General features: G+C 59.0%; 23 protein-coding genes and 2 pseudogenes. 8 read left to right on the top strand and 17 right to left on the bottom strand.

Translation table 11 applies throughout. The features are described from left to right. Positions 1-530 precede the first annotated feature (530 nt). The 7 genes from wecB to M0D64_RS32565 all read right to left on the bottom strand — a co-directional run bounded on the left by wecB (position 531) and on the right by M0D64_RS32565 (position 9403). A complete protein-coding gene (gene wecB / locus M0D64_RS32595) occupies positions 531-1745 on the bottom strand; it encodes a non-hydrolyzing UDP-N-acetylglucosamine 2-epimerase (protein ID WP_266260835.1) in 1215 nt (404 codons plus the stop codon). A 372-nt stretch (positions 1746-2117) separates the two neighbouring features. Beyond that, positions 2118-3761, bottom strand: a complete 1644-nt coding sequence (locus tag M0D64_RS32590; RefSeq protein ID WP_266260834.1) for a DUF2334 domain-containing protein — start codon at positions 3759-3761, stop codon at positions 2118-2120. 12 nt (positions 3762-3773) lie between these two features. Further along, positions 3774-4070, bottom strand: a complete 297-nt coding sequence (locus tag M0D64_RS32585; RefSeq protein ID WP_266260833.1) for a hypothetical protein — start codon at positions 4068-4070, stop codon at positions 3774-3776. A 215-nt stretch (positions 4071-4285) separates the two neighbouring features. Beyond that, positions 4286-6103: a glutamine--fructose-6-phosphate transaminase (isomerizing) gene (glmS, locus tag M0D64_RS32580; RefSeq protein WP_266260832.1), complete on the bottom strand. Its 1818-nt coding sequence runs from the start codon at positions 6101-6103 to the stop codon at positions 4286-4288. Between the two features lie 859 nt (positions 6104-6962). Continuing rightward, positions 6963-7265, bottom strand: a complete 303-nt coding sequence (locus M0D64_RS32575) for a hypothetical protein (RefSeq protein WP_266260831.1) — start codon at positions 7263-7265, stop codon at positions 6963-6965. A gap of 394 nt (positions 7266-7659) precedes the next feature. Further along, the gene (locus tag M0D64_RS32570; RefSeq protein WP_266260830.1) at positions 7660-8934 is read right to left on the bottom strand and encodes a DUF3443 domain-containing protein; all 1275 of its coding nucleotides are present in this window, start codon (positions 8932-8934) and stop codon (positions 7660-7662) included. A gap of 10 nt (positions 8935-8944) precedes the next feature. Continuing rightward, positions 8945-9403: a DUF2844 domain-containing protein gene (locus M0D64_RS32565; RefSeq protein WP_266260829.1), complete on the bottom strand. Its 459-nt coding sequence runs from the start codon at positions 9401-9403 to the stop codon at positions 8945-8947. Between the two features lie 899 nt (positions 9404-10302). Here M0D64_RS32565 and M0D64_RS32560 point away from each other — a divergent pair. After that, positions 10303-11082 (top strand): DUF4382 domain-containing protein, encoded by a 780-nt coding sequence (locus M0D64_RS32560; RefSeq protein WP_266260828.1) that lies wholly within the window; start codon positions 10303-10305, stop codon positions 11080-11082. A 51-nt stretch (positions 11083-11133) separates the two neighbouring features. Continuing rightward, positions 11134-11301, top strand: coding sequence for a hypothetical protein (locus M0D64_RS32555; RefSeq protein ID WP_266260827.1), 168 nt, complete (start codon positions 11134-11136; stop codon positions 11299-11301). A gap of 178 nt (positions 11302-11479) precedes the next feature. On the opposite strand, the pseudogene M0D64_RS32550 reads toward M0D64_RS32555, so the two are convergent. Continuing rightward, positions 11480-11758, bottom strand: a pseudogene (locus M0D64_RS32550) (hypothetical protein); the annotation flags it as partial. Between the two features lie 274 nt (positions 11759-12032). On the opposite strand from M0D64_RS32550, the gene M0D64_RS32545 reads away from it, so the two are divergent. Next, positions 12033-12320 (top strand): hypothetical protein, encoded by a 288-nt coding sequence (locus tag M0D64_RS32545; RefSeq protein WP_266260826.1) that lies wholly within the window; start codon positions 12033-12035, stop codon positions 12318-12320. A gap of 143 nt (positions 12321-12463) precedes the next feature. Here the strand turns inward: M0D64_RS32545 and M0D64_RS32540 are convergent, their stop codons facing one another. After that, positions 12464-12829: a hypothetical protein gene (locus M0D64_RS32540; RefSeq protein WP_266260825.1), complete on the bottom strand. Its 366-nt coding sequence runs from the start codon at positions 12827-12829 to the stop codon at positions 12464-12466. 152 nt (positions 12830-12981) lie between these two features. Next, the gene (locus M0D64_RS32535; RefSeq protein WP_266260824.1) at positions 12982-15072 is read right to left on the bottom strand and encodes a Na/Pi cotransporter family protein; all 2091 of its coding nucleotides are present in this window, start codon (positions 15070-15072) and stop codon (positions 12982-12984) included. Between the two features lie 400 nt (positions 15073-15472). Between M0D64_RS32535 and M0D64_RS32530 the strand changes: the two genes are divergently transcribed. Together M0D64_RS32530 and M0D64_RS32525 are read left to right on the top strand one after the other, a co-directional pair. Then, entirely contained in the window at positions 15473-15895 is a 423-nt protein-coding gene (locus M0D64_RS32530; protein ID WP_266260823.1) for an NUDIX hydrolase, read from the top strand. Then, on the top strand, positions 15892-16152 hold the full coding sequence (locus M0D64_RS32525; RefSeq protein ID WP_266260822.1) for a hypothetical protein: 261 nt from the start codon (positions 15892-15894) through the stop codon (positions 16150-16152). The genes M0D64_RS32530 and M0D64_RS32525 overlap by 4 nt, the downstream gene beginning before the upstream one ends. A gap of 570 nt (positions 16153-16722) precedes the next feature. Here the strand turns inward: M0D64_RS32525 and M0D64_RS32520 are convergent. The 5 genes and pseudogenes from M0D64_RS32520 to M0D64_RS32500 all read right to left on the bottom strand — a co-directional run. Further along, positions 16723-16881, bottom strand: a complete 159-nt coding sequence (locus M0D64_RS32520) for a hypothetical protein (protein WP_171925650.1) — start codon at positions 16879-16881, stop codon at positions 16723-16725. Between the two features lie 28 nt (positions 16882-16909). Continuing rightward, a complete protein-coding gene (gene phbB / locus M0D64_RS32515) occupies positions 16910-17653 on the bottom strand; it encodes an acetoacetyl-CoA reductase (RefSeq protein WP_266260821.1) in 744 nt (247 codons plus the stop codon). A 156-nt stretch (positions 17654-17809) separates the two neighbouring features. After that, positions 17810-18379: a phasin family protein gene (locus tag M0D64_RS32510; RefSeq protein WP_266260820.1), complete on the bottom strand. Its 570-nt coding sequence runs from the start codon at positions 18377-18379 to the stop codon at positions 17810-17812. A gap of 317 nt (positions 18380-18696) precedes the next feature. Then, positions 18697-18894, bottom strand: coding sequence for a hypothetical protein (locus tag M0D64_RS32505; protein WP_266260819.1), 198 nt, complete (start codon positions 18892-18894; stop codon positions 18697-18699). 602 nt (positions 18895-19496) lie between these two features. After that, a pseudogene (locus tag M0D64_RS32500) lies at positions 19497-19586 on the bottom strand (NUDIX hydrolase); the annotation flags it as partial. A gap of 327 nt (positions 19587-19913) precedes the next feature. On the opposite strand from M0D64_RS32500, the gene M0D64_RS32495 reads away from it, so the two are divergent. Then, entirely contained in the window at positions 19914-20312 is a 399-nt protein-coding gene (locus M0D64_RS32495) for a hypothetical protein (protein WP_266260817.1), read from the top strand. A 136-nt stretch (positions 20313-20448) separates the two neighbouring features. Here M0D64_RS32495 and phoU read toward each other — a convergent pair whose 3' ends face one another. Then, positions 20449-21156: a phosphate signaling complex protein PhoU gene (gene phoU / locus M0D64_RS32490; protein ID WP_266260858.1), complete on the bottom strand. Its 708-nt coding sequence runs from the start codon at positions 21154-21156 to the stop codon at positions 20449-20451. A 65-nt stretch (positions 21157-21221) separates the two neighbouring features. Between phoU and M0D64_RS32485 the strand changes: the two genes are divergently transcribed. After that, positions 21222-21647 carry a hypothetical protein gene (locus tag M0D64_RS32485; RefSeq protein WP_266260815.1) on the top strand — a complete coding sequence of 142 codons (426 nt, stop codon included), beginning with the start codon at positions 21222-21224 and terminating at the stop codon, positions 21645-21647. A 196-nt stretch (positions 21648-21843) separates the two neighbouring features. Then, complete coding sequence (locus tag M0D64_RS32480; RefSeq protein WP_266260814.1) at positions 21844-23505, top strand: Na/Pi cotransporter family protein; 1662 nt, start codon at positions 21844-21846, stop codon at positions 23503-23505. An 801-nt stretch (positions 23506-24306) separates the two neighbouring features. On the opposite strand, the gene M0D64_RS32475 is transcribed toward M0D64_RS32480, so the two are convergent. Next, the gene (locus tag M0D64_RS32475) at positions 24307-26109 is read right to left on the bottom strand and encodes a hypothetical protein (protein WP_266260813.1); all 1803 of its coding nucleotides are present in this window, start codon (positions 26107-26109) and stop codon (positions 24307-24309) included. Between the last annotated feature and the right edge of the window lie 323 nt (positions 26110-26432).

Genomic DNA, 26432 nt, shown 5'->3' with positions numbered 1-26432 from the left:
TCCCGCGATTTGGACCGATGTACGTGTCAGTCACACAGAACGCAAAGCCCACATGAGCAATCCTGTGTCCGGATCCTGCAGCGAATGTCGCTCTCAATCTGTACGCACTCCCACATCGCCGGCGAAAAAACAAACATTGCTTAGGACATTTAAATTAATAATTAACTCATTGATCAGACTAACAACACGACATAAATGACTGTCTTATTCCAGACAAGCACGCAACGGGCGCTCGCATATCACGCAGACCGATCGAGCGTCGCTTTTCCAGACGCTATGCAGTCGTGACTCGTCCGGATCGGTGCCCACGCGCCGGCCATTGCATGGATATCGAAATGCAGACGAGCAACCGGATAATCGCCGTTTCTGTCCGCGTTCATACCTGCACGCTCCAGTGGCGTCCTGATGGGCGTTGAACATACTCCGCTGCGTCAAAGCAACGGCATACACTGTCCACCAGATCCAGACGGCATGTGAACCTCCAGTCCTTCCCCGCCGTGGCCGGTACTCTTTCATCGAGTTAGACTGACCTATGCCATACGCAGCGCATGAAGAGCCGATGCCACTGCGTTCTGAACAGTTACGGGTGGCGTGATTGAAACATTGCCCGCCGAACTTGTAGCTGGAATCTCCAATAGAGCATCAACGATCTTTTCACTCGCGTGTCCGTCGCCATACGGATTGGTTGCGTGTGCCATCGCATCGTATTGCGCGCGGTTTTCGAGCAGGCAGTTCACCTCACATACGATGCGCTCGGTGTTGGTGCCGACAAGACGTGCCGTACCAGCCTGCACGGCTTCCGGGCGCTCAGTGGTGTCGCGGGTCACCAGTACCGGCTTGCCGAGCGCGGGCGCTTCCTCCTGAATTCCTCCGGAATCGGTGATGATCAGATAGGCCCGCGACATCAGGAAAACGAAGGGAAGATAGTCCTGCGGTTCGATAAGGTGCACGTTGGGTTGCCGGCCAAGGATCGACTGCACCGGTTCCCGAACGTTTGGATTCAGATGCACGGGGTAGACCAACTGTATGTCCTCGTGCATCGTCGCGATCTGCAACAATGCTTCGCAAAAATTCCTGAACGGCTCGCCGAAACTCTCGCGTCGGTGTCCCGTCACCAGAATCAGTCGCCGCGACGGATCAAGAAACGGATAGTTCGACGCGATGCGTTTGGCGAGCAATTCATCTTCGTCGAGTTTGCGCTTCACTTTCAGCAAAGCGTCTATCACGGTATTGCCGGTCAGGACCACGCTTGCAGCCGGCGCTCCCTCGCTGAACAGGTTGTGCCTGGCTTGCTCGGTTGGCGCGAAGAGCCACGAAGACACGGCGTCGGTCACGCGACGATTCAGTTCCTCCGGCCACGGTGACCAGACGTTACCCGTTCGAAGCCCCGCTTCAACGTGTCCGACCGGGATGTAGCGATAGAATGCCGCGAGGCTCGCACCAAGAGTCGTGGTGGTATCGCCGTGGACCAGCACGACGTCAGGTTTCCAATCGTCATACACCGTGCCGACGCCCTGCAGTATTCCGGAGGTAAGGTCGCTCAGGGTTTGCCCCTGGCGCATGAGATTCAGATCGAAATCCGGAGTGATATCGAAGAGATCCAGTACCTGATCCAGCATCTCGCGATGCTGGGCGGTAACGCAGACCTTCGCCTCGATGTGACTTTGGGCCGCGAGAATGTGCACGAGCGGCGCCATTTTGATGGCTTCCGGCCTGGTCCCGAACACAGTCAAGATCTTTTTCATTTAAACCTCGTAATATTGTCGCTCTAGTACACCGGCACAGCCCTTTTTCGACCGCTAACCAGTGCGTCTCCATTGGCGCTTGTTGTCTGCCGGCTATTTCACGCCGGATCGTAAACAGTAGGAATTCCAAACAAGTCTCAGCACGCCCTCGTTACGTGTTCAAAAAAAGGCGCTGTTACGGAATGCCCTCCACTGCCTAACTGAAACCTCCTCTAACAATGTCCTTTCGCGCATGAATCTTTACTATGCGCAATAACAGCGAACTGCTGATTCAGAGTGCGGGACACCGGCGCGAGTGTCTGTGGGATACGCCTCACTGTGCGATCCACGCCAGAACTGCGCAGATCGCCCCCCTCCACAACCGCACCTTCGTCATTTAGCAGTCGTTCCGTCCACCCATGTATAACCGAGGCCGGTTATGCCGTTCACGAGGCTTTGGAAGTCGCTGAATGCCGGTAGCTTCAACTCGGGTTCGAGCCAGTAGGGATGAAAGAAGAATGACGCGAAGCCATCACGCACAACGAGACCGTATTGCGCATTCGTTATCAGTTGCTGCCATGGATAGGCGATGCACGAGAACGGATCGATGTTACAGATGTTGTACTGGATGCTACCCAGATTTTCAGGGATGATTCGCTCCCCGTAGTAATCCTTGTTGATGATGTACGGGAAGAACTGTCCCGCTGAAAAATCCTGATTGGCCGCGCCCGTACCCAACTGCGGATTGGTTGCGGTGTAATAGACCGCTCTCTGAAACGAGGTGGGAAACGCAAGCGCGGCAGCCGCGGCGGACAGTGGAGACATTTGGTATTGCGGTGCGGCCCAACCGACCACCTTATAACCGTTGAGCGTGAATTCGGCCAATCCATCAGTCATCCTGCCAGCAGCCCACGGCTCCGAATCTTCGTCCACCGGGCGATTCTGTACTGCGAACCAGAACTCGTAGTCGCTACCGCTGACGGCGTTTAACAGGTTCGGTGTCGAGTCGTATTGATGCGTGTAACCATGCATCACGATCGATCCGCCACGGGCAACCGCGTAGTTCAGCGCCGACTTCAATCCCGTCGCCTGCGCAAGGTGGATAGTCTCTGGAACGCCGCCGTTGTAAAAGCCGTTCGGATCGGTGTACACCGGAATCGTCGCCATCGTGAACCGGATTTTCTTCGAGTTAAGATAGTCCGTCAGCATTTTCATGGAACTCGTCGTGGTGTAGGCGTCGAGGTCCTCAAGCCGCACGAGGGCGCGGTGGTTGACGGGTGCGTTTGTTTGCAGAATGTCGTGCAAAACGTCGCAAATGACCAGATAACGGTCGGCTGGTCCGATATACGAAAACGGCATGTCCGCGAAATACCAGAACTTTCCCGAGCGCATGATGTACGGCGCAGTTGCTTTGCTCTGGCTATTTGTAATCGTCACCAGCGATTGCGCCTTGGTCGAGTCGAGCACCTGCGTTAGGCCGACATCCGGATCTGCGCTGACAACGCCATTCGAAGCGTTATACGCGTAGTACTTCACCATTGGCATGTTCTTGTACGTGACTGTGTCGTAGAAACCCGGATTCGGATTGCTCGACGAGGGTGTCGCATTCAAACCTGCCAGTCCAAGGAAACTGAAGCCAAATGTCTGATTGAAGGTGTACGCGCTGTTCCATGCGATTTGCCATAGGTTGTATTTGAACCAGACCACGGTCTTCGTGGCCGACATGACGTCGTTCATAAATGCGGTTGGAAGCGGATTGTTGTAATAGTCGCCAATATAAAACGTAGCGTCGTGGCTGCCGATCAGGCCGGACGTATAGTTTTGTACCGGCACAAGGTCGACCGTGGTGTTGAAGTGGCCAAGCAGGTTCCGCAGCATGATGCTGTACATCAGCCCAAGCTTCGAATAAGGATCGTTGGCCGGATTGTCATACAGGATCAGCGTGTGTGCCGTCGTGGCCTGCGCGTGCGCGGGAGCCGGCAGCATGAGCTGCGTGAGTCCAGCGAGCAGGACGATGACGAGAATGATCTTCTTCATGATGGATTCTCCCTAATCGCGCTCGACGGTATCGCCTACGTGCTTCACCTTTTTAGGATCGAAACGAGGCCGCCCGGTTTCCTTATAGGCATTTTTCCACTCTGTGTCGGACATGCCTGGCCTCACGTCGATCTGCGCCGAACCGTTCGGCAGCGGAGGGGCCTTGATCGCGGCACCTTGGCCGGGACTCTTGCCTTGCGCAGCCGCATCGAGTGACACAACGGCGACTTGAAATGCGACCGTGGCGGTCATGACCATTGCCAATGAGCACAATGGGCACTTGTACGAGGAATCTTGTCGAGAACGCATGGCTGTCTCCTGATTCGTTTATGCCGTGCTATGCATACCTAAGGAATCCCCGGTTATTCACATCTCGAACGGCGGACAGCAATCACGACGCATGTCCCGCCAGCTTGTTGCCCGGCCAGTTCGGCTGGCCTCGCGACCAGTCCGAAATCTGGCTGACAACCCGCGTTACCCACTTTTATTTGAAATTGACAGATCAACCGCTTACATCAACCCGCTTACTCAACCGTCACGGACTTGGCCAGATTTCGTGGCTTATCGACATCCGTTCCGCGCACACAAGCGGTGTGGTATGCGAGCAGTTGCAACGGCACAACGTGCAGAATCGGGGAGAGCAAGCCATAGTTCTCCGGCATCCGGATAACATGTAATCCTTCGTCGTTGACGATGCGCGTATCTGCGTCCGCAAACACGTAGAGTTCACCGCCGCGCGCACGCACCTCCTGCATGTTCGACTTCAGCTTCTCGATCAACCTATCATTCGGCGCGACGGTGACAACCGGCATGGCCCCGGTCACCAGCGCAAGCGGCCCGTGCTTCAGTTCGCCGGCGGGATAGGCTTCGGCATGAATGTATGAGATTTCCTTCAGCTTCAACGCACCTTCGAGCGCAATCGGATAGTGCAGACCGCGTCCGAGGAAAAGCACGTTTTCCTTGCGGGCAAACTCCCCTGCCCACGCGATGATCTGTGGCTCCAGTGCGAGCACAGCGCTGAGCGCCGCCGGCAAGTCCTGCAACTGCCTGATGTAGGTCGCCTCAAGCGTGGAATCCACGTAGCCGCGCAGCTTGCCCAGCGTTGCCGCCAACAGGAAAAGCGCCACCAGTTGTGTCGTAAAGGCCTTAGTAGAAGCGACGCCGATCTCCCTACCCGCCTCGGTAAGGAACGCCAGTTTGGTGAGGCGCACAATCGCGCTCGCTGCCACGTTGCAGATTGCGAGAGTGTGTTTGTGGCCCAGCGACTGTGCATGCTCGAGCGCGGCGAGCGTGTCCGCGGTTTCGCCTGACTGCGAAATGACGACGACGAGCGACCTCGGATTTGGCACCGAATCGCGGTAGCGATATTCGCTTGCGACCTCGACCTGCGTCGGAATCTTCGCAATCGATTCGAACCAGTACTTTGCGGTCAGGCCCGAATAGTAGCTTGTACCGCACGCGAGAATCAGCACACTGTCGATCTTCGAAAAGACCTTGCCGGCCACCTTGTCGAAAAGCGGCGAATCGAGTGAACCTGCTTTCGCGATCGTGTCGCGAATCGCACACGGCTGCTCGAAGATCTCCTTCTGCATGAAATGCCGATACGGTCCAAGCTCGACCGCGCAGCCGCATGCCGCGACCGTGCGCACCTCGCGCCCGGCGTCGTGTCCGTCGCGATCGGCAATGCGTACGCGTTCAAGTGTCAACTCACAGACGTCGCCGTCTTCGAGGAAGATGAAACGGTCGGTGCTGTTGGCGAGAGCAAGCGTGTCCGACGCGAGGAAATTTTCGCCCTTCCCGAGCCCGACGACGAGCGGCGATCCCCTGCGAGCACCGACGACCGTGTGCGGCTGATCCTTGTGCATCACCGCAATCGCATATGCACCGTGCAACTGCTGCACGGCTTTGCGAACGGCCGCGAAAAGATCGCCCTGATAAACGCTGTGAATCAGGTGCGTGATGACTTCCGTATCTGTCTGCGTGACGAACTCGTAACCTTTACCGCGCAACGTATCGCGCAGTGACACAAAGTTCTCGATGATGCCGTTGTGCACTAGCGCCACGGTGCCGCGCGAAAAGATCGGATGGGCGTTGTGCGTAACGGGCGCGCCGTGTGTGGCCCAGCGTGTGTGGGCGATGCCTGTTACGCCGTCGAGATGCGCCTTGCGCACCTGTACATCGAGATCCGCCACGCGGGCGACGCTGCGGGCGCGACGCGGCTCACCGTCCGCGAGCACCGCGACACCGCAGGAGTCGTAGCCCCGATATTCGAGGCGGCGCAATCCCTCGATCAGGATCGGAACGATGTCACGTTGCGCAGCTGCGCCAACAATACCGCACATGGTGGTCTGTCCTTTACAAAACTTCCTGAAGACGACGCACGAGAAGGCGCGCCCGCTCACGCGGGCGCGCAGTATCGACGAGGTGGGACAGGAGCGTTGCGACGATCAGAGGATAGCGCGGCTTAGGTGGCGCGGAACGCATGTGCTTGCGAGCGCAAGCTGCCAAAATCACCCCATCCACGGCGATGGAGATGGGATGATTTTTTGAGCTGGCCATTTTGATGCACCAAGTCGAACGTCCGATTCACTACACTTACGCAGCGTCAGATGCGATGAGGTGCGCACGGAAGACTATTTGGACTTGCGGGCACCTGCGGCGGCGAGATCAACGAACCTCACTTTACTAAACAGGTCATCACAATAAAGCCTTGCTGACAGACCCGGTTCAGTGCGTCGCCGTCAAAGCATTTCGACGTGTTCTCATTGTCGTGCATGCCGGCTCACGGAGGTGGGGCGTTTCCCCATGGAAGTGTGGGGTTTCCCACATTTGGAAATCCATTGCGCTTTAATCACATCTATATATTTAGTCATACTTATATATTAGATCATACATATATACGCCGCCTGCCCATTCGGGCGAAGGCATGGCTTTCTGATATGACGATATGACAAAACAGCCGTATGTACAGCAGGATGTAGGGCGATTTGACTTTCTTCATCACGCGTATCCTACGCGACCGCGTATGCCGTCGACCGCAATAAAAGTGTCACCAGTTCGCAAGTGAAACTGTCACTTGGCCTCTGCGAAACCGTCGTGCCCATAAATCTGCAGAAGATTGAATTGGTTGGCACACGCGAAATAAAAGTGTCACCGCCAACGTTCAGATGGTACGTCGCTTCGAGTCGGCAACGTGACCGTCTACGGCAAAGCCGAAGTAACCGGTGCTGTGACAGCCTCTGTCCGGACGGAGTTAGTTGAGACTCCCAAGATATCTAACTGCTGCGAAAGGCATTCATCTCGAATGCTGAAGCGCTTCCGAATTGTTTGCCGTGAAGCGTGACGTATTGCGTCCATCCCGAGACAACTGTCACACAGGTGTGCTATCGCCTCAACGAGTTTCGTCTGCGAAAAGAAGCCGACCAGCAATCCATTCTGCCCAGTATCAATGAGCTCCTCCACGGGTGGAGTCCTAGAGCCTATTACTATGGCACCCGCTGCCATCGCATCGATGCATCGACCACACTGCTGTTCGAGTGCAGGTCGATTCCGCTAAACTTTTTCATGCCGGCCTTCTGTGCGTCACGTCGGTGTCGCAACCCTGACTCTACGCCAGCCGTCCTACCGGAACGGCGCGAGGCCGGCTATATGATTATCAAAGCCCTGCAGACTGCATCTGGACTGTGCGTCGGAGAGCTGGATCACCGATCTGGCAGCGCAGATCACCAGATCCAGTCCTGATGCGGCTCGCAGACAAATCTAGCCACCTCACGAAACCCGCAAACCATTGAACGCTTTGCGGACCAACGCAGGCGTACGTCGAACGCCGAATCATACTTACCAGCTCGAGTCATATAACGGTGGCCCCCTGACTGATGGCAGATGAACGCGGCGTATCTCAATACGCAATATATGGACCCTTTCCTCCAGGCGTCGATTGTTGCTCGACGGCAGTATAGATGTTACGCCCGTAGAAAAATGGCATGCCCCAGACGAACATCGTCGGGGTGCCGAATTCCGGACCGGCGAGCAGCGGCATCACCGAATCGCCGGCATGATTCAGCCTGAGCTCCGCGGCATTACCTACATCAAATGAGACAGCACTGATCGCTCCATTCACACCTTCAATCATTGCGCTCAACTGTTGGGTCGATGCAGGGCAGTAAAACGCGTTGTTTGGAGTCGCGCAGATCGGTAGCGCGCTGGTTCGAAAGAAGAGCCCGGTCGAGCCGCTGTCCATGACGCTCCTCGAGTAGGTCGTGCCATTTTGCACTGTGCTGAACGTGCCGGTGGACGGACTGACCTCGATCACCTGCGCACTGCCCAAGCCGTTATTGCTCTGTGTGCCAATGCCAAACACCAGTTGCCCGCTGAGCGAGGCTTCAGCGCTTGACGACGCGGCTGGCAACAGCAAACTCGAACCGTTGTTATCGGTCGCGAAGTAGGGAATCGGATTGGCAACCTGCACGTTTTCGGCGACGGCGATCGACGTGCAACTGGTCCCGACGCAACTGTAGTAGGTCGCCGGCACCGCATTCTGCATGCAGGCCGGACCGCAATCGTGCTTGAACACGCCAATGCCGAGCACTCCGTTGGACGCCAGACTCGTAGGGGTGTTCCGCGACGCGCCGACACTGCTGCAGTCCGACGGCGTTGCGCTATAGTCCTGATCGATCACCTGAATCGGCAGCGACGCGGCTTTTTCACCGGAGATCTGTACATCGGCAAGCCGCACCGAGCCCCATGTATAACCGTCGAAGAACTGCATGCATTCGGCAAGCGGATTGCCCGCGCCATCCTGCTCCTGCGGCAGTGCCAAAGACACCGGCAATTGAGTGGCGAACACCCGCAGCCCCGAGGAGCCGGTGTCGACTTGCACGTGATCAATGGTTTGACACTGCGTCGTGCCCGGCACGCACAGCGTGACGCTGACGAAGGGTATGTTCGGCACACCGATTACGCCGAAATCGACGGTCACTGCTGCTGCGTTAGAGGCTAGCGCTTGGGGCGCGGGGGATATATTCGTGAGCGATTGCGCGGGTGCCGACGTGCCGGATGAACTGCTGCTCCCACCACCGCCGCCGCCGCATCCGACCACCAACGCTGCAAGCAATGTAGCGGCGAGCAGCTTTAAAAGCCAGTCTGAATTGAGGAGCAAACCCGGAGCGCGCATGATAGCTCCGTTATTGAATGACGCTGGCGTCGACCCCAGCGGGGAGCGCTTGCGGCAGATACGCGTAACCCGCGAACGCACGTAAATGGCCGCCCGAGAACACCACTAGCGCATCGTTCGAGACGGCAAGCGGGGTTGCCCGGCGCGTCGCGGTGGCCGCGGCGTATTGATCGAAAGCCTCGCCCAGTGCAGCCCTCAGGTTCGGCAAGGTCGGGCCTTCCCACGCGACGCCGAACACGATTCCGTTCGCCGCTACATACTCGCGCACCACGGTGCCCGACGGCAGCGTAATCAGATGCACCGTGTACGCGATTTTCGATGTGGCGCCGCGTGCCGTGGCATGCATGCGAACCTGGTCGCTGCCTACGCTGCCGACTCTTTCACCAAGGGCGGCCTGTGCGGGTAAAGACAGCGCACAAGTCACCACGAGCGTTGCACGAGCAATGCCGGTACGATATATCGCTCTCATCAGCTTCCCCTCCAGATGAAAACACCCTGACCGACCGCTTTCACCAGTGATATTTAATATGTAGTGCGAAATAATCGTACGACTCTTATGGATTTGTTTTTCGATGGCCCCACCGCTTCCGTCGAAAGCGCATTGGCCTTTCCATGATCACGCGTGCGAGGTTTTGGTATCGCTTCCGTGGATTGTTTCAGGCTTGATATCGGCCGCAACAGACTCGCTTGTGAGTCTCATACAGCAACAGCCGTGCCATGAGGGTGCAAACGCTTGCTACGTGACAAGCGGCGTTGTTCCAATGCGGTCGACAAGTGCCAGACAGGCGCCTAATGTTTCACAACCGTTACGTGTCAGAGGCTTGATCTCGTTGGAAATGATCATTTCCGCATGCAAGCGGTCACGTCAATGCCACCCCACGCGTCCAGCGCCCATAAGGCTAGAGCGAAGGTTCCTATCGAAAATTCAGCGCAGCCAGACGGCACGAACAAGAAGCGAAGTGCCGCAAAACCTGTCTCAACATTGAGACGGGATGGGGGTCGCATTGAACCGCACCAGGTTTTCCGGAGACTCCAACGGTTGAGAGAATGGAGTTATGGAAAACGTAAAGAAGAAGTCACCGAGGTATTCACCGGAAGTCCGTGAGCGGGCGGTTCGGATGGTCCACGAGCACGGTGGCGAGCATGAAACGCGGTGGAAGGTGAGCGCAATTGCGGTTATTCGTACTTTTCGGGGTGCCCTTCTATGAGCAGTAAGTTGTCAAGATCTTTTTCGAAATGACTTGCGTGGACATGTCCTCGTGCACCTCGCCAGCACGAGATGCTGCTACTGCAGTTAAATCTACCGCAGCGGTCCGAAGCCGATCATTGCGCTCGTGAGACCCAGCGTCGCCGGGTAGCCAGGCGCGGTTGCCCGCGCCTGGCCCCCTAAGAACTGTACGTGCAAGTTTCCCTGCATACAAGATCATCCGGCCGTTCACGGTTCAACCCAACACGCTGGTCGATCTCGTACTCGACTTCAACGCGTGTAAATCGATCGTCCAGAAAGGTAACAGCTCGTACGGTCTTAAGCCAGTCGTCACCGCGACGCCGACGGTCGTGAGCGGCACGATCTCCGGCTACGTTGCGCCGGCCGAGGCAGGGGCTACCGTTTATGCGGAGCAGAACGGCCACGTCATCACGGGCACCGTTGCCGACAGCAACGGACAGTTCGTGCTGACGCCGCTCGAGCAGAGTTCAACCAACGGCAACTATGATGTCGTCATCGTGCAGAATAACGTTGCAACGGGTATCGTGCGCTCGGTGCCAGTCGTTGTGAATACACCGACAGTCGTGGCCACGTCGTCAGCCCCGATCGCGCTGCCGGCTTCCGTCATGCACGTCGCAAGCGGGACAGTTCTGCCTGTCAGTGCGCAGGCCATCGTACGGGCATTGCAATCGATCAGCGGCCTTAACTACGAAATCACCAGCGCGAACGCCAATCTGGATACCGGCAACTACGCACTGAATCTGCCCGCGGCGGCGCCATTGACCGGCACCTACACGGGAAGCCTGCCGGTCGCGCTGTCCCCGGCCGCAAGTGCCGCCGGACAGTACACCGCAGAAGCCGATAGCGTAAGCGGCGCAACCCAGTCGTCCGCAGTCAACGTATCGACAACCGATCAGGCCAACGTCAACTTCAGTTTCTAACTGCTCACCACGCGATGAAGGAAGGGCGCAAGCCCTTCCTCGGAAAACCTCATGAAAAAAATCTTTTGTCTGCTGACGGTGGGTGCCGCCCTGTTGAGCGGCTGTGCGCTGTATGTGCCTGATTCGCCGGGCGTGGTTGTCGCGCCGCAAGGCGGGCCCCAGGGTGGTCCGGGCAACGGCTTCTGTCCGCCGGGACAGGCGAAAAAAGGGAATTGCTGACGAGAAGAGAGATGAAACACAGAGGGCGCCCGCAGGTGCCCTCTGTGTTTCATCAAGTCGAACGGCTGATTGTGTCGTGCTGGCTTTGGTGGAGCTTCGCGCTCACCCGCGCATGCGAGTGTGAACGCGCGTGATCTGTTTGAGCCGCATGAAGACTCTGACGGCTCGTTTGCGCGTCGGCACGGTCCGCCTGCGTGTCCGATCGATCCGCCGCGCGGGCAAGGCCGGCATCGCGGTCGGCTGAATTAAAGCCGTTGGTGTTGCTGAGGCCCTCGCTGCTCATGTGGCCGGCGGACATGCCGCCCGCGTTACCGCCCAGACCACCGTGTCCAGCCCCGCCGCTACCTCCCGCTCCGCCGCTTCAACCGTTTCCGCCTCCGTTGCCACCCGCTGCCGCAAAGGCCGACACGGACGCAAGTGCCACGAGGCTGGCGGCAATCCATTGCACTGTTTTCATTTTCGCTTTCCCAAAGGCCGAACCCGGCCCGATGCAGAGCCGACGAGGCGGCCCCCGGTCGACCCGACCGCACCCGGCAGAGATCGACCCGTTCCCGCGCCCCGGTTAGTTTCTGGGGACGTCACCACAGCGCTCCAAGGCAGGCGTTCTGCCTCACTCCGTGAAATACCTCCCTCAAAATAAATTGGCCTGCAGCGAAAACCGACATAGTATTGATCAGATAAATATTCCAATGGCCATTCGAGCAGCCGTAAACAGGTGCATGGGGAGGCCTATGGAAACGTTGATTGACAGGGAGATCGCGCATCTTGCGCGGGTGATGATGCCGTCGCTGGTTGGTGGCCCCTGCGGCCCTATACTGCCTGCGCAGTACTGGCGCTGGCGGCTCCACAGACTCCTGGACGCGCCTCAGCTGACTCAAGCTCAGCTTTGCGGGCTGGACAGCCTATTGCTGCAGCTGGATGCGTTTGACGTCAGCTGTGGCAACAGGCCGCGGAGTTCCGTTCGTGGCCGATTGCCGTCGGATGAGCGCGCTAGCCGGGACTGTGTAAGAGTCGGCTGATGCTCCAAGAGGGAAATTTGGCACCCTACAGATTGAGGGGCGGCCGGGATTCGTTAATATCTTAAGCTTCAGATATTAACGAATCCCGGTCGGACCTCTTAACGCCTTCCGACGGTTCAACACTCCGGTCGGTTACGGTCCAGTCAATCTCGCTTGCCTCGATGGGCGTCGCCGGCGTTGCCTTCCTCGCGCTCAGCGTCAGACGGTTTGTCCGGCGTATGCTCCGCCTTGTCATGCGGCGATTTCTCTGTCGTGAACAGCCGCCGTCCGATTCGATCCCCGATGTCCCGAAGAGAGGACCGCATGTACCAGGGCCACCAGGCAATGTGGTAGAACCACAGGCAAGCTCCGCGGTATCCCCTGAGCCACTCAGGGCGGATTCCGTCTGTTGGGAAACTCTCCAGTGAGCGATGTCCAAGCGACATAACGCCAACCGTCATCCAGGCGAACGCGATCAGCAGGGTTGGAAGCGACAGGAGGCAGGCCACAGCAAACAGGGCAAGCGGCAAACAGATCTCGAGTGTCGAACGCGTTCTCACGCCCTGTTCTCCCATTCAGAATCGAGCGACTTTCAGCTTACTCCCGATCGGGACGTTCGCCATATATGGACCACAACGCGGGCAGCTCGGCGCAACCAGGCGCAATGGGAGCCACCGTTTGATCATCGATTCTTGAATGCGAAAACGACAACGAGGACCGCGACAAGCACTGCAAGCCATTTCAAACTGGCGACAAGCTTGCTGAGCTTATCCACCAGTGCACTAATCGAATTCGTCTCGCTACCGGTTGTTTGCTGTTGCCCCTCGGGTGATCTCTCGCTGTGGTTGAGCGCGCCTAAGCGGACTTTCCCGAAGTCGAGTGCGAGATGAACAACGTATCCGCCCGCAATTTCCGGCGATTCCGCAGCGCTGTCTTCCTTGCCCGGCCGGAGGAACAGATACGCTTGCCCAGGGAAGTCAGCAAACACTTGCCTCGACGTATAAACGTTGCTCAGACACAGGCCGACCTTGACCGCAGCGAGCCGGCCGGCCTCAACGCCCTCGATGAGCGCCTTCATGCTGCTTTCCGGCACGTGGCAAGACGCCCACCACTGATCGGGTTCCTGCATCTCCCGGTCCGAGCGGTTATAGCCGAGCCTTGCAATTCCCAGTGGGACGTCCGAGAAAGTTGTACCGAGCGCGTCTTGCCATTCGCGAAGGCCATGCCGGTCTGCCGAACGGATTTCCCTGGCCGCGAACGAGATCTGGACCATGCGCGTGCTGTTCCCGGGTTCGCCAATAATTGACAGGCGAATGTCATCGAAGGAAGCGGTCCCGCGGACACAGGTAGTCAGGGTGGATTGCGTTTCTCCCTCTGCGGGTTCCAGTTGCTGAACGACCTGGAGATCCTGCAAGGTGAGCCAAAGTGAGCTTGCAGGGTAATACGTCGTTGCGTTGCCATCAGGCCCGACGTGTTCGAGCGAGTGGCCTCTGCCCTCTCTCACACCAATTCCACGGCTCCCCTCGCGATAGGCCACGCGTACTTTTTCATCGAGGTGTGGATGGGCGCTCGCCGCGAGTTGCTCCGGGTCAGGAGGTGTCAGGTAAGTCCTTGCCGCGCTGTTCAGGCTATCCAGAATATCGCCACGCTGGCGGATCTCCACAATGAGTTGCCGCTCGCGATCTGTCGATGCCGCACGGGTGCCTGACAGCATCTCGCCAAAACGATCTGCGAGTCGAAGTGCGTTGGGTGCCGCAGTTTCGGGCACCCCTTTCGGAATCTGCCTCGCGGTAGGATCGGTGCCAGGCGGCTGCTGCGGATCAGCGACCGCCACGAGTGAAGGCAGTAACCGGGTTAAGAGGCTCGCATAGTGGGGAAGTATTGGCAGAAATACACCGGCGAGAACCAGATTGAACAGCGTGTGGAAATCCGCAACCACACGTGCGTTGTCCGGTTCCATGGTAACCATGAAGCGGCCGATTGGTCCGAGCGCCGCGAGGGCCGCCACAACGCCGATTAATCGCGTGAGCAGGTTTCCGACCGGAAGCCGCTTCGATGCGGGATCGTATGGTCCCGTGCCCGCCAGCACGGGGTTGATGGCGGTGCCGAGGTTCGCACCCATCACCAGTGCAAACGCCGTATTGGGAGGAACCACGTTTCGCGCGCAAAGCGAGGTGATGAGCAGAACAGCCGCGACGTTCGAATCGGCGGCCCACGTCAAGCCCGCAGCGAGCAGAACATCGACGACCGGTACGGTGGAAGCAGCGCCCAGCAGCATGCGCAGGCTGGGGGCATCCTCGTAATCGGTCATCAGCTCGAGCAGATGGTGCAGCGCGAGCAGCATCAGGCCCAGACCAATGAACATGCGTCCCAGGTCGTGTGCACGTGTGTTCGATACCTTGCGGAACATCAGCGCGCCGACAAGAATCAGGGCCGGCGAAACGGCTGCCGCGAGGTCGAATGACAGTACCTGCACGATCAATGTCACGCCGACGTTTGCGCCAAGCATGACCGCAAGTGCCGGCACAAGCCCGACACCCCCCTCAGCAGCGAAGCCCTCAGTCATGAGTCCGGTCGTCGCGCTGCTTTGCAATACCGCGGTCGCGCCCGTCCCGGCCAGGAAAGCCCGGAAGCCCCCGCGCAGCGACCTGCCGAGGAGTGACCGAAGACCGGCGCCGAATGCCCGGTGCATGCCGGTTTGGACCATCTGGGTGCCCAGCAGCAGCAGAGCAACGGAGCCAGCGAGATCGATCAGCGTGAACGTCGTTATCATGATTCGGACTCCTGGCGTCCAACCGTTGCCCATGCGACTTCGCCACTGCCCCGCCCCTTGCGTGGCCGGGCGTCGCAGCGAATCGACGCCGGTTGCCTGAACCCCTTAAGCATGGCTGGCACTCCTGTCAGTACCCCGGCGTGTGGTCAGCACGCCCAGGTTGCATAAGCAAAAAAGTGCCCGATCGCGTAGTGAGCCAGTCTAACGCGATATCTTCCCGACTGTTGGAGGGGAAAACAACCATTCTTCACGGATTCCCGCATTCGGCATCGGGGGGCCTGTCGGTATGGCGTCTACGCGGTATTTCGGACAGGACTTACAATGCCCGATAAAGGTCTGCCGGCGTTACATCACCGCCGGTTTCGACTGATTCTCAAGAAATCAAGCGTGCAGGGAGAGAATGAAAGACAGAGCGACCGTGGTATGCGTGCGGGAAAACCGGATTCTGCTGGTTGCCAGAGAACGATCAAGATGGGCGTTGCCTGGCGGGGGAATCCGTCGGGATGAAACGCCCCTGGACGCTGCGCGACGTGAACTGTCGGAAGAAACGACGCTGGTGGCTATTGAGTTGACATACCTCTTTCAATTTACCGGTTTCAACACCTTGCACCATGTCTTTTTCGCTGACATCGCGCATCATGCAAGCGTGCAGCCCAGCAACGAAATTGCGAAGTGCAGATGGTTCGCCCCGGTCAAGATAGCGACGCTTTCCGCCAGCATCCCCACTCGTGGAATCGTAGAGCTTTTCTTCCGGTATATCCGCACTCTGGAATCGGACGACGTCCAGTGGATTTCGCAGCAGGCGGAACGGGTGAGCCCATGAACTGCACTTATCATTATCACGGATTCGATGTTGAGGTGGCCGTCGAGGCTGATTTCAGCTGGCTGGGACGCAGTGCGTTATCCAGCGCGGGATATGTCGCGGTCGTGAGGATCTGCAAGGAAGGTGCCGCTCTTGCCGTTTTCTCGCCGTTGCGTTTTGGCGAATCGCATGGAAAGCCATTTTTAAGCGAAGCTGATGCGCTCATGGGCGGCTATAGCGCGGGGCGACGTATCGTCGATGATTTATTCAGTGCATGATACCCGTCCACGCCGCCCTGGAAACAAAACCTTTCATCCACTGATGATCCAATAACGGGTGACTCCTGTGGGCGGACGGATGATCCGTTATTCTTCGATGCCCCGCGACTATCTCTCGTTGGGCGAAACCGGAAGTTCGATGTCGAAGCGGTTTGGCCGAACCCAAGCCTGCTTCGAACTTCCGCAGTCGGCTCAAGGCGTGTGGCAGCATCCAGAGAACTGCCATCCCCCTGTTTCTTACCTCGCCTTGCGCCCACAAGAGTGCGCCCGTGCCAGGCGCACAAAAAAGCCAAGGCGGTGAAGCCCTGGCCGAGGGGATTCTGCTGGTTGAGAGGACCAGCAGAATCCGAGGATGGCCACCGCGTCTGAGAGCGCGGCAACCCAGTCACAAGATATCGCCGTTTCATCGTCGCGCGAATCGATGTTTACCGCCATGGCGTACGAAACGGCGGCAACCGTCGCATAGGTGTTGCCAGTGCACGTTTGCTGATGAAACTCAGGTGCCCATCCATTCAGGCAACGATGCGATCACCCCCGGTACCGCAACAACAGGATAGCGAACGCAGTAGCTCAATGCCGGGCGTTGCTCCAGTGCGGCCAGTAGTGGTGGTGATCCAGCTGTCTGAGCCGTTTCCGACGCAATTGCTCCCGGTAATAGTGAGCGGCGACGAACACGGGTGCCATCGCCAGCACGAACGAACCCACAACGATTGCCACTGCTTCACTCATCGCAACCTCCATAGCAGAACTATCGGCTTCACTGCAGGTGTTGCCCCCCGTTGATTGCAATGTTGGCACCGGTCACGAAACCCGCTTCGCGCGAGCACAGGTACAGCACGAGTGCGGCGACTTCGTCGGGCTCTCCGAGCCGGCCGACCGGAATCTGCGGAATGATCTTCGTCTCGCGGATGTCCTCGGGCACCGCCATCACCATCTTCGTCGCGATATAGCCGGGCGAGATGGTGTTGACGGTGACGCCCTTCTTCGCCACCTCAAGCGCCAGCGATTTCGTGAAACCATGCATGCCGGCCTTGGCCGCCGCATAGTTGGTCTGGCCGAACCCGCCCTTGGAGCCGATGATCGACGACACGTTGATGATGCGGCCCCAGCCACGCTCGACCATGCTGTCGCACACCGGCTTCGTCATGTTGAACACCGAATCGAGATTGGTCCGGATGACCGCGTCCCAATTGACCTTGTCGAGCTTTTTGAAGCTGGCGTCGCGCGTGATGCCGGCGTTGTTGATCAGGATGTCGACCGGTCCGACTTCCGCGCTGATTTGCGTCATGCATCTTTCGCACGAGTCGTAGTCGGCGACGTCGACCGCGTACGCGCGGAACTGTCGCCCCTCGGCTTCCATCCGTGCGAGCCACTCGTTCGCACCGGTGTTGCCCGGCGAACAGGTAACCACGACCGCATAACCGGCGTCATGCAGCTTGATGCTGATCGCCTCGCCCAGTCCACCCATGCCACCCGTTACTACCGCGATCTGCTTTGCCATCGAATCGTCCTCACAAAAGCTGGCGTCATGCTCATCTGGAGCAACACTGCCTTCAGTCCTGGAACTGGATGTACTGGAAGGCGGGATTCCCTATCCATAAGGAATCCTTCATATATTACAGAAACCATACCACGGGCATCGCTGCCCGCGCCAGTTCTAACGCTTCGCGCCCGCCGCTACGGGAGCCTGTCCGGAGTTGCTTCGCACGGCCTTTGACGCTGAAGCTGTGAGTGCATCAAAATTACTCCCAGCAACCTGCACGGCCTGTTGTCCCGTTTTCTGCAGCGTTTCGTACAGGGTCGTGGTGGCGGTAATCGCGGATTTCCACGCAGCAATCGCTGCTTCGGAACCTGCGGGAGCGCTCTTCGCCGCTTCCTCGACAAGTGCCTGCACGCGAGCGTTATACCGCTCATACTGCGTCTGTGCGAGTTGTGTGACCTCAGCCTGCGTGGTCGACGCGATGTCCAACACTTGCCGGCTGTATGACAGCGATTTCTCCGCGAAGGGTCCGGTGAAACCTGCCTGCAGCGCGAACCACTGCTGCGGGTCTGTCGTGCCGGGCACCTTCGTCACGTTCTCCTGCGCCTCGGCGAGCGTGGACCTGACGACCTGCAGGTTCAGCGCGACCAGTTTCTCGACGCCTTCAAAGGCCTTTCCGGCCAACCCGAAGAACGCGTCGACGTTGGCCTTCGCGGCAGCAACCTGCTCGGGACTCAATATAGTCATTGTTGACTTCCTCAAAATCCGGTCCGGCGCGCGAAACCCCGATCGGACGGGTGTGTTGCGGCGGATCGCGATGCTGGAAAAATCGAAGTGCAAGGACGCCTGCCAGGCGGCACGCGTCGCGAGGACTTCGGACGGTCGTTACATCAACAGGCACTACAAACCAAACCCCAACTGAGAACCCAACCCCAACTGGGACGCTTCGTTCATGACTGTTGCTTCGGCGCGATCGCCGTGTGGTGCAGCTGCATTCGTGTCGAACATGGGGACAGCAGACGCCGCAGTTTCATTCAGGACCGGGAGGTAGACGCCGCAGATGTCTAGCGCATCCGGGCGACGGCCTTGAGAATGGAATCGCCGTCGCTTGTGACTTGAGGACGTGAGCGTCCTGACGCGAGGTTTTCCAGTGATATGAGTTGCTGCTCGAACAGCGTGTCGAGCTCGGCGCGGCCTAGATCAATCTGATCCGGCAAGGCCTTGATGAGCATTAAGGTAGCGAATTCATGGGGACTCAGCATATCGTCTCCTCGATTTAGTCTTTCTGCGCCGCGAGCATTAATTACCCTCTCCCTGCCGAATGGCGGCAAATATTTCCTTGGCGTTTGCTAAGCACGTTCAGGAAATCCTTACCGAGACGTCATCATAACTGCTCAATTTTCGAATGCAATATGTGAAATGCTTTTTACGGGTACCACCATTTTGTCTGATGAATATTTATGTATATTGCATGGCAGCGCGATGTGGTGCATAGCGCCACCGGCGATCCCAGTGGGTGCCTGACTGGCATGGCCCATGGCTGATCCTGACTACACACGATGTGTGAATCAATGACCTAATTAATGGTGCCAGTTTATGTTGAATGCATCGGATGAGTTTATATTTGAAGATTGCATTTATGGGCCAACGTCCATTTGAAGCGGTTATCCTTAGCCCGACATTGCGAAATATTTATTACAGCGCGTGAATCTGCTACGCCACCCACATTGGGATCGGCGCGAAGACGCAACAGGGTGATGCAGTGATCCTTCATCGAACAGCCTTCGCAATCGGGTTGACTTGATCGGCACACCATCCTGTCAGCGTTCGTGATGTGCATGCGTGGAATCCTGAATTGGCGCCTGCCACCGGGCAGCGCCCACCGTGAGCGTGCCCTCGCGACCAGCAGTACCCGGCCATCACGGATACACAGCATCGTTGCCCTGTCTTTCATAGCAGTCTGACCTCTTATGCGAGGCGCCGATTTTATGGCGACACGGACGATGAAGCTGCGTGATCAAAAATTCGGGGGCCTTTGAACACAGTTGCGGCAAGCGGCGATCCGCTCAAAGTGACTTGCAACCGAATTTCGATGTGCACTTCGCACACCACGGCGTCATAAAAATGTCACAATTATGCGTTTTCGGGCCGAGCGAAGCGCACTATTGGAATCTTGATTGCAATAGCGGTGTGCTGTGGCGGATGACTGCAAGCGGGTTCTCCGAGACCTGCGCGGCCGAAAGCCGTGTGAGGCATGCGAGCCTGCAAGCACGGCAAGTAAATGGAGCATGCCATGACACGGACGTACGAATACAACGGGTTCACCCTGCAGGTCGCAGTCGAATCCGATTGCCGCAGCGGCCCGGCAAAACGCGCATCGGCACATCCGGGCTATGTCGCGGTCGTTCGGATTTGCGAGGCAGGCAGCGCAGTGCCCCGATTGTCGCAACTCAGACTGGGTGAAGCAGGCGGCCACGCGTTCGAGAGCGAGGCCGACGCCCTGAATGGCGGGTACATCGCAGCGCGCACGATCGTGGACGACCTTTTCGGCCAGGACAATGCCGACTCCATCGTCATGCCATTGTGGCAGTCCCCGGTCACGCTACCTTCACCCGGGGTATTGCTGTCCTTCAGCGAACGCGCGAAACGGCCCGAAAAGGTGCACCCCCGTCGGGTGTGACTCTGGGGCGCCTGATCCAGAATCCGACCCGTTCCAGCGGAATCGACTGTCATTCTACGAATGTGCAAGGAAACCCCGGCAATCATCCAAAGGCCTCGCTCCATCGTTGAGTCTTCGTGCCCCTGCTGTCCGGTTTTCAATCATCCAGGGCTTCGCGCTCAAGTCGCTCGCGCGAAACGTGGCGTACATCCGTGCCCTTGACAACATAAATGACGAGCTCCGCCAGATTCTTCGCGTGATCCCCGATCCGTTCGATGGCCGATGCAATGAACAGGTAGTCGAGCGCAGAAGCGATGAGGCGAGGATTCTCGGCCATGTACGTTGGCAGCTTGCGCACAAAAGCGCGGTACAGGTCATCGATCGCCTCATCCTCGCGCATGATCCGGGCTGCCGCAACCGTATCGAGTCGGGCGAATGCAGCGAGCGCGTGATGGAGGATGGTTGCCGCCATCTGACCGGATGACTGGATCTCGGCAGTATTGACGTTCCTGCCCACACCGTCATCCGCGATTCGTCGCGTCCTCTTTGCGATCTTGCGTGCCTCATCGCCCGCACGCTCGAGATTGGTAATGCCCTTTGAGATGGCCATCAGTCGACGCAGGTCGGATGCGGCGGGCTGGCGTCGCGCGATGATGTTGCCGCACTCGGCATCGATTTCGACTTCCATCGCATTGAGTCGATGCTCCTCATCAACCACCTTCTCGACCAGGCCCATGTCGAAGCGGCTGAGCGCCTCCATCGCATCGTTCAACTGTGATTCAACCAGTCCCCCCATCTCGAAAAACCTCAACGACAGGTGTTCAAGGTCAGCGTCGAACCCGCTGGAAATGTGCTTGTCTGGCATTGAAAACTCCCCTTGCCCGAAAGAAGATAAACTGTTTGTACGGTTTGTCAAACCTGCGCAAAATCATGAAGCCACAGGCCACGAGGAACAGAAGCGGCAAACGACCGTATGTGCACACGGCTGCAGGTGCCAATAAGGCAGCTGCAGGCAAGGAGCCGGTTGATACGACGAAGGTTCGACATTCGGCGACGAAGGCGAAGACCCGGAAGGCAACGCCCGTTGAAGAGCCTCCTCCGCGCGTCGCCCGGCACCGCAGGGAGCACGTCAAACGGGAAAAGGTCGTGCGGGACACCTTCACGATGCCGAGGTCGGACTACGAAAAGATCGCGGCGCTTAAACAGCGGTGCCTCGATGCGGGCGTCGCCGTGAAAAAGAGCGAGCTCGTGCGGGCGGGCCTGCTTCTGCTGGAGTCTGAACCAACGAAACTCCTTCTCGCGGCCGTCACTGCGGTCGAGCCGGTCAAGACGGGCCGGCCACCAAAATCGAAGTAAGCCGCGCGCGGGGCCTGATGGTCGCGCCATATAGCGGCAAAAGCCGGGGCTTGCGAGAGGCCGTCGCGCTTGCCCTGTCCGGGCTCCGGGGCTCAGCCGGCAATGGTTCAGGTCCGATGCGAACGCGCAAGCAAGGCGCGACAAGCCCGCACGAAGAGTCACATGACCGGTCGTTCAGCACGGAGGGCTCTGAATCATGACATTGACGTTCACGCTGATCGATCTGGCTGGATCCGTTGCGCTGCTCCTGTGGGGTACCCACATGGTGCAGACCGGCATCCAGCGCGCGTTCGGTGCCACCCTTCGCTCACTGCTCGGTCGGGCCCTGCGCGGGCGACTGGGCGCCTTCCTGGCCGGGATCGGCGTCACCGCGGTATTGCAGAGCAGTACGGCGACCGGACTCATGACGGCCGGCTTCGCTGCCGGCGGCCTGGTCGATCTGGTCCCCGCGCTCGCCGTCATGCTCGGCGCGAACGTCGGCACGACACTGATCGTGCAGGTGCTGTCGTTCGATGTTGCAGCGGCCTCGCCGGCGGTGATACTCGTCGGCGTACTGATGTTCCGGAAGGCGTCAAACACACGGGCACACGATCTGGGCCGCGTCCTGATTGGCCTGGGCCTGATGCTGCTCGCGCTGCACCAGTTGCTCGGGCTGATGACGGATTACGAGGACGCGCCCAGTCTGCGCATGCTGCTGGGCGCCGCATCCACCGTGCCGCTGGTGGATGTGCTGCTGGCAGCGGGTCTGACCTGGGCCGCGCATTCAAGCGTGGCGATCATCCTGCTCATCATGTCGCTGTGTGCGCAGAACGTGGTGCCGCCCGATGCCGCATTCGCACTGGTGCTGGGGGCGAATCTCGGCACTGCCATCAACCCGCTGCTGGAGGGGGCCACCGCGGGCGATCCGGCGTCGAAGCGGCTGCCGGTGGGCAATCTGCTCTCGCGGGCCGTGGGCGTCGGGATGGCGCTCGCCGCGCTCGGGCCGCTTGGCCGGCTGATGGTCACGATCGAACCGGACAATGCTCGGGTGGTGGCCGATTTTCATACGATGTTCAACCTTGTGCTTGCCTGCCTGTTCCTGCCGGTGCTGTCTCCGTACGCGCGACTGCTGGGCCGGCTGCTACCTCAGCGCGCAGACCCCGCCGACCCGTCGCGGCCACTGTATCTGGATCCGGCCGCACGGCAGATTCCGATGGTGGCACTTGGCAATGCGGCACGTGAGGCACTGCGCCTGGCCGATGTGCTCGGCGAGATGCTGGCGGGTGCCCGCGCGGCGCTGGTGGAGGGCGACCGGAAACTGATTGTGGAAACCCGCCGGCGCGATGACATCCTGGACAACCTGAATACCGCGATCAAGACGTACCTGACGTCGCTCGATCCCGAACAACTTGCTGAGAACGACCATCGGCGGCTGCACGAGATCCTGACCTTCGTTATCAACATCGAGCAGGCTGGCGACGTGGTGGATCTGAACCTGCTCCCGCACGCCACCAAGCGCGTGAAGCGCGGACTCGCGTTTTCGAAGGAAGGGGAAACGGAATTGCTGGCCATGATGGACCGCCTGATGACCAATCTGCGTACCGCCGCGTCGCTGTTCATGACGGAGGATCCACGTACGGCACGCATGCTGGCTGACGAGAAGGTGGCCTTCAGGGAAGCGGAATCCACTGCCACGGCGTCGCACTTTGAGCGGCTGCGCTCCGGTCGCATTGACACCGCCCAGACCAGCGCACTGCACCTCGATCTGCTCCGTGACCTGAAGCTCATCAATTCGCATATCGTCGCCGCGGCCGCGTACCCGGTCCTCGAGCGCACGGGAGCCCTGTTGCCCAGCCGGATTGCCGCGAACGAAATGTAGTCCGAAAGAAGTGGGCTCACGCTGCACTGTATGCAGACAGTCTGCGGGGAAAACGAGCCAACGTGATGGCGTCGCGAGCGCAAGATTCGGCCTCGCGACGACACTCTATAAGGTCGGCACCGACGAACCCGTTGAACCGGCGAGTTCCCTTTAGCGCTGTCCGTCAAGAGAAGAATGCGCATCGCGCCGGAGGCTTATCGCAGCGGGAGATATAGAAGGTTGTCCGTTCGGCGGTGATCAGCAACGGTCTGGATGTATTTGATTTGCCCGTTGCTATGGACATGAATCCACGCTTCCCTGAAGAGCGGGATTCCGGTCCGGACACCATACGATGTCCGGACCGTTCCTTTCGATGTAGGCGACCATTTGTTCCCGGGTGAGATAGCCCTACTCGCTGGTATTCTTGCCATCGACGACCTTGACCCACCACAAATACGCGATGTGTTCGTGGCCCTGCCCTTCCGCCATCCGTCTCGCGACACATCTGATTGTGAAACCGGCTGTGCTCATAGTGTTGCTCTAGGTGGTGAGTCGATACGTGCCAGGGCGCATCGGACAGTCAGGATGGGCTGTACTTCAACCGGACGTCAGAGCGGCGCGCAAGACGCATCAGATTAGAGTCGTTTCCGCCGTTAGTTTACGCTTTCGCGTCAACGTGTCAGGTTCAAATTTGACGGTTTCGCCGCTGGAGTACGTAGACGTCCGAAGCGTGTCAGACCACGACGCGGGCGACGCCAACCGTGCCGTGCTACGCGTGCGTTCACCCGGCGCTGCGCTTCTTGCAACGACGACCGTCCACTGCTACACCTGCTGCGGCTTCAGTTCCGTCAGAAATGCCTTGAGCGCTCCAGCATCGCGCCGACCCAGCGCGTCGCGCGCGCTCGCGTAGCTGTGCTCGGCCCGAATGAAAAACTCCTGCGGGCTCGCGAGCGTGGGGATGCGCCCGAACGCCGCCAGCAGCGCGGTGAGCACCGATTTCAGATACGCCTCGAGATTCGCACACAGCAACGCGATGTTCACCATGCGGCCCGCGCTGTGAACGATGTCGCAGCGTGCCCGCCACACCCGCTGCAGGTGCCAGCGCAGCCCCTGCTCGGACCGTTCGAGGAACGTGTTCATGTCGGCCGGGGAGGCCAGGAAGCCCATGAACTGGTCAAAGCGCATCTGTGTGAGCGGCAGATTCTGCAGCCGGGTGTTGATCGTCTGCCGATGACCCGGTTCAGCGAGGACATCATAGAGCTGAGCAAAGTCCAGTTCCTTCAGGGCAAGCGGCTGCCCGCTCGACGCGTCGATGAGTTCAATCGACTGTTCCAGGAGGATCTCGCGATAGGCGGCCAGGTGGTTGATCACGGAGACCCCCATCAGAATTGGCGTGACGCTTCCCTCGACGGCGTCAGCGATGGAATTGGACCCGCCCATTCCCTTGGCGAGGAATTCCAGCCCGGTCCACCAGTTAACGAGCTTGTTTTCGAAACTGGTGGTGTCCGCGCCCGTGCGATAGAGCCGGAATGCAGCCAGCACCCGGTCGCGCCCCTCCAGCGAGAAGCGATCGCCGCTCACCAGCCGGCCGACGTTCTGTGCGAATGCGTCCAGTTCGGCCGGGCTCACCGATGACTGCGGATTGGGGACGACCTTCGGGATCGGCAGCATTCGCCAGTCGTCGCCCGTCGACTTGCGAACCGCAAACTGCTCGGAAACAAAAATGTTCGCCCGGTCGTACTCGAAACGTACCAGGTCGAGCACGCGGTTGATGCGGTCGTGCACCAGCTGGCCTGCGGTGCGCGCGTCGATCGCGTCCGCAGTGTCGGCGGCAAACAGGCGGTGCCCCTGCTCCTTCATGCTGCCGTCGAGCGCTGCGACCTCGGCTGGGGTCGCTTTGGCGAACTGGATGTCGCCGATCTTTGCGGGAAACGACTTCGGGTCGGTGACGCCGTCGATGGCAAACCAGACATGCCAGGAACGACGTTCCGACGTGACCAGCTTCCTGAGCAGGTCGAATCGCTGCGCGAACTGGTACGGCTTGCTTTGCCGCCGGATGGGCACGAGGACATGGCTGTACAGCTGGAAGAGTCCTTCGATACTCTGGCCACGCGCAATCAGGTAACTGACCAGGCTGCCAGTAAGCGACCGGATCTCGTTGAAACGCTCCGGCTCGGGGCGGGCATCCGGGGTGAGCACCGCGTCGTGTAGGCCCTGAATGACCTCGTCGACGTAACGGCGGTGCAGCAGACTCACGTATTCGCGCAGATACGATTCCAGCAACGGGCGCCCCTTCTCGAGGGCGGCCTTGTCATATTTTGCGCCAAACGACCTGCCAAGCAGCGCACGGATGGTCGCGGTCGGCGGGCTCAGTGCGAGGCGCTTCAGCGCCGCCTCGTTTTCCAGGATGCTGAGTGCCTCCCGGCCGACCATCCAGCGGTCCTCGCCGTTCGCGTGCGCGTACGAGTTCAGCCGCATCAGCTCCTCAAGGATGTTGACCGCATGCATGACGCGCACGCGGTGCGAGTCGAGCGAATACGCATACGTCATGTTGTACCAGACGCTCGCAAACACGGCCTGTTCGCGGGTCAGCGGATACTGTGCTAGTCTGGGGTCGTGTTTCATTGCCTCTGTTTTCGTGCGTTCTTTTGGGCACGCGTTTTGGGTGCGCAGTTTTGACGTTGGTTTTCCGGGCCGCATTTTCAGCGGCTTTTGGTTGACCGGGGAACTCTGGCCGCCTATAGTACGTCCTACTTCAGCAAGCCCGTTGCGTTTTTTGACGGCACGGTTATCAAGGGGTCAGGGGTGTAGGTCTGGGCGGTGTCCCGCTACATTTTCTGTTCCCCAACCCATCCAAGGGCCCGCCACCGGCGGGCCCTTCGCGTTTACGGCGTCCGCCGCACTCCGCTCGCCCTGTCCCGCCTTGTCCCTGTCCGCGGCTTTCACCG

Source organism: Paraburkholderia sp. WS6 (assembly GCF_030464835.1).
Classification (GTDB): domain Bacteria; phylum Pseudomonadota; class Gammaproteobacteria; order Burkholderiales; family Burkholderiaceae; genus Paraburkholderia; species Paraburkholderia madseniana.
Note: the sequence above shows the minus strand (reverse complement) of the source record. Positions and strands in the feature narration are given on the sequence as shown.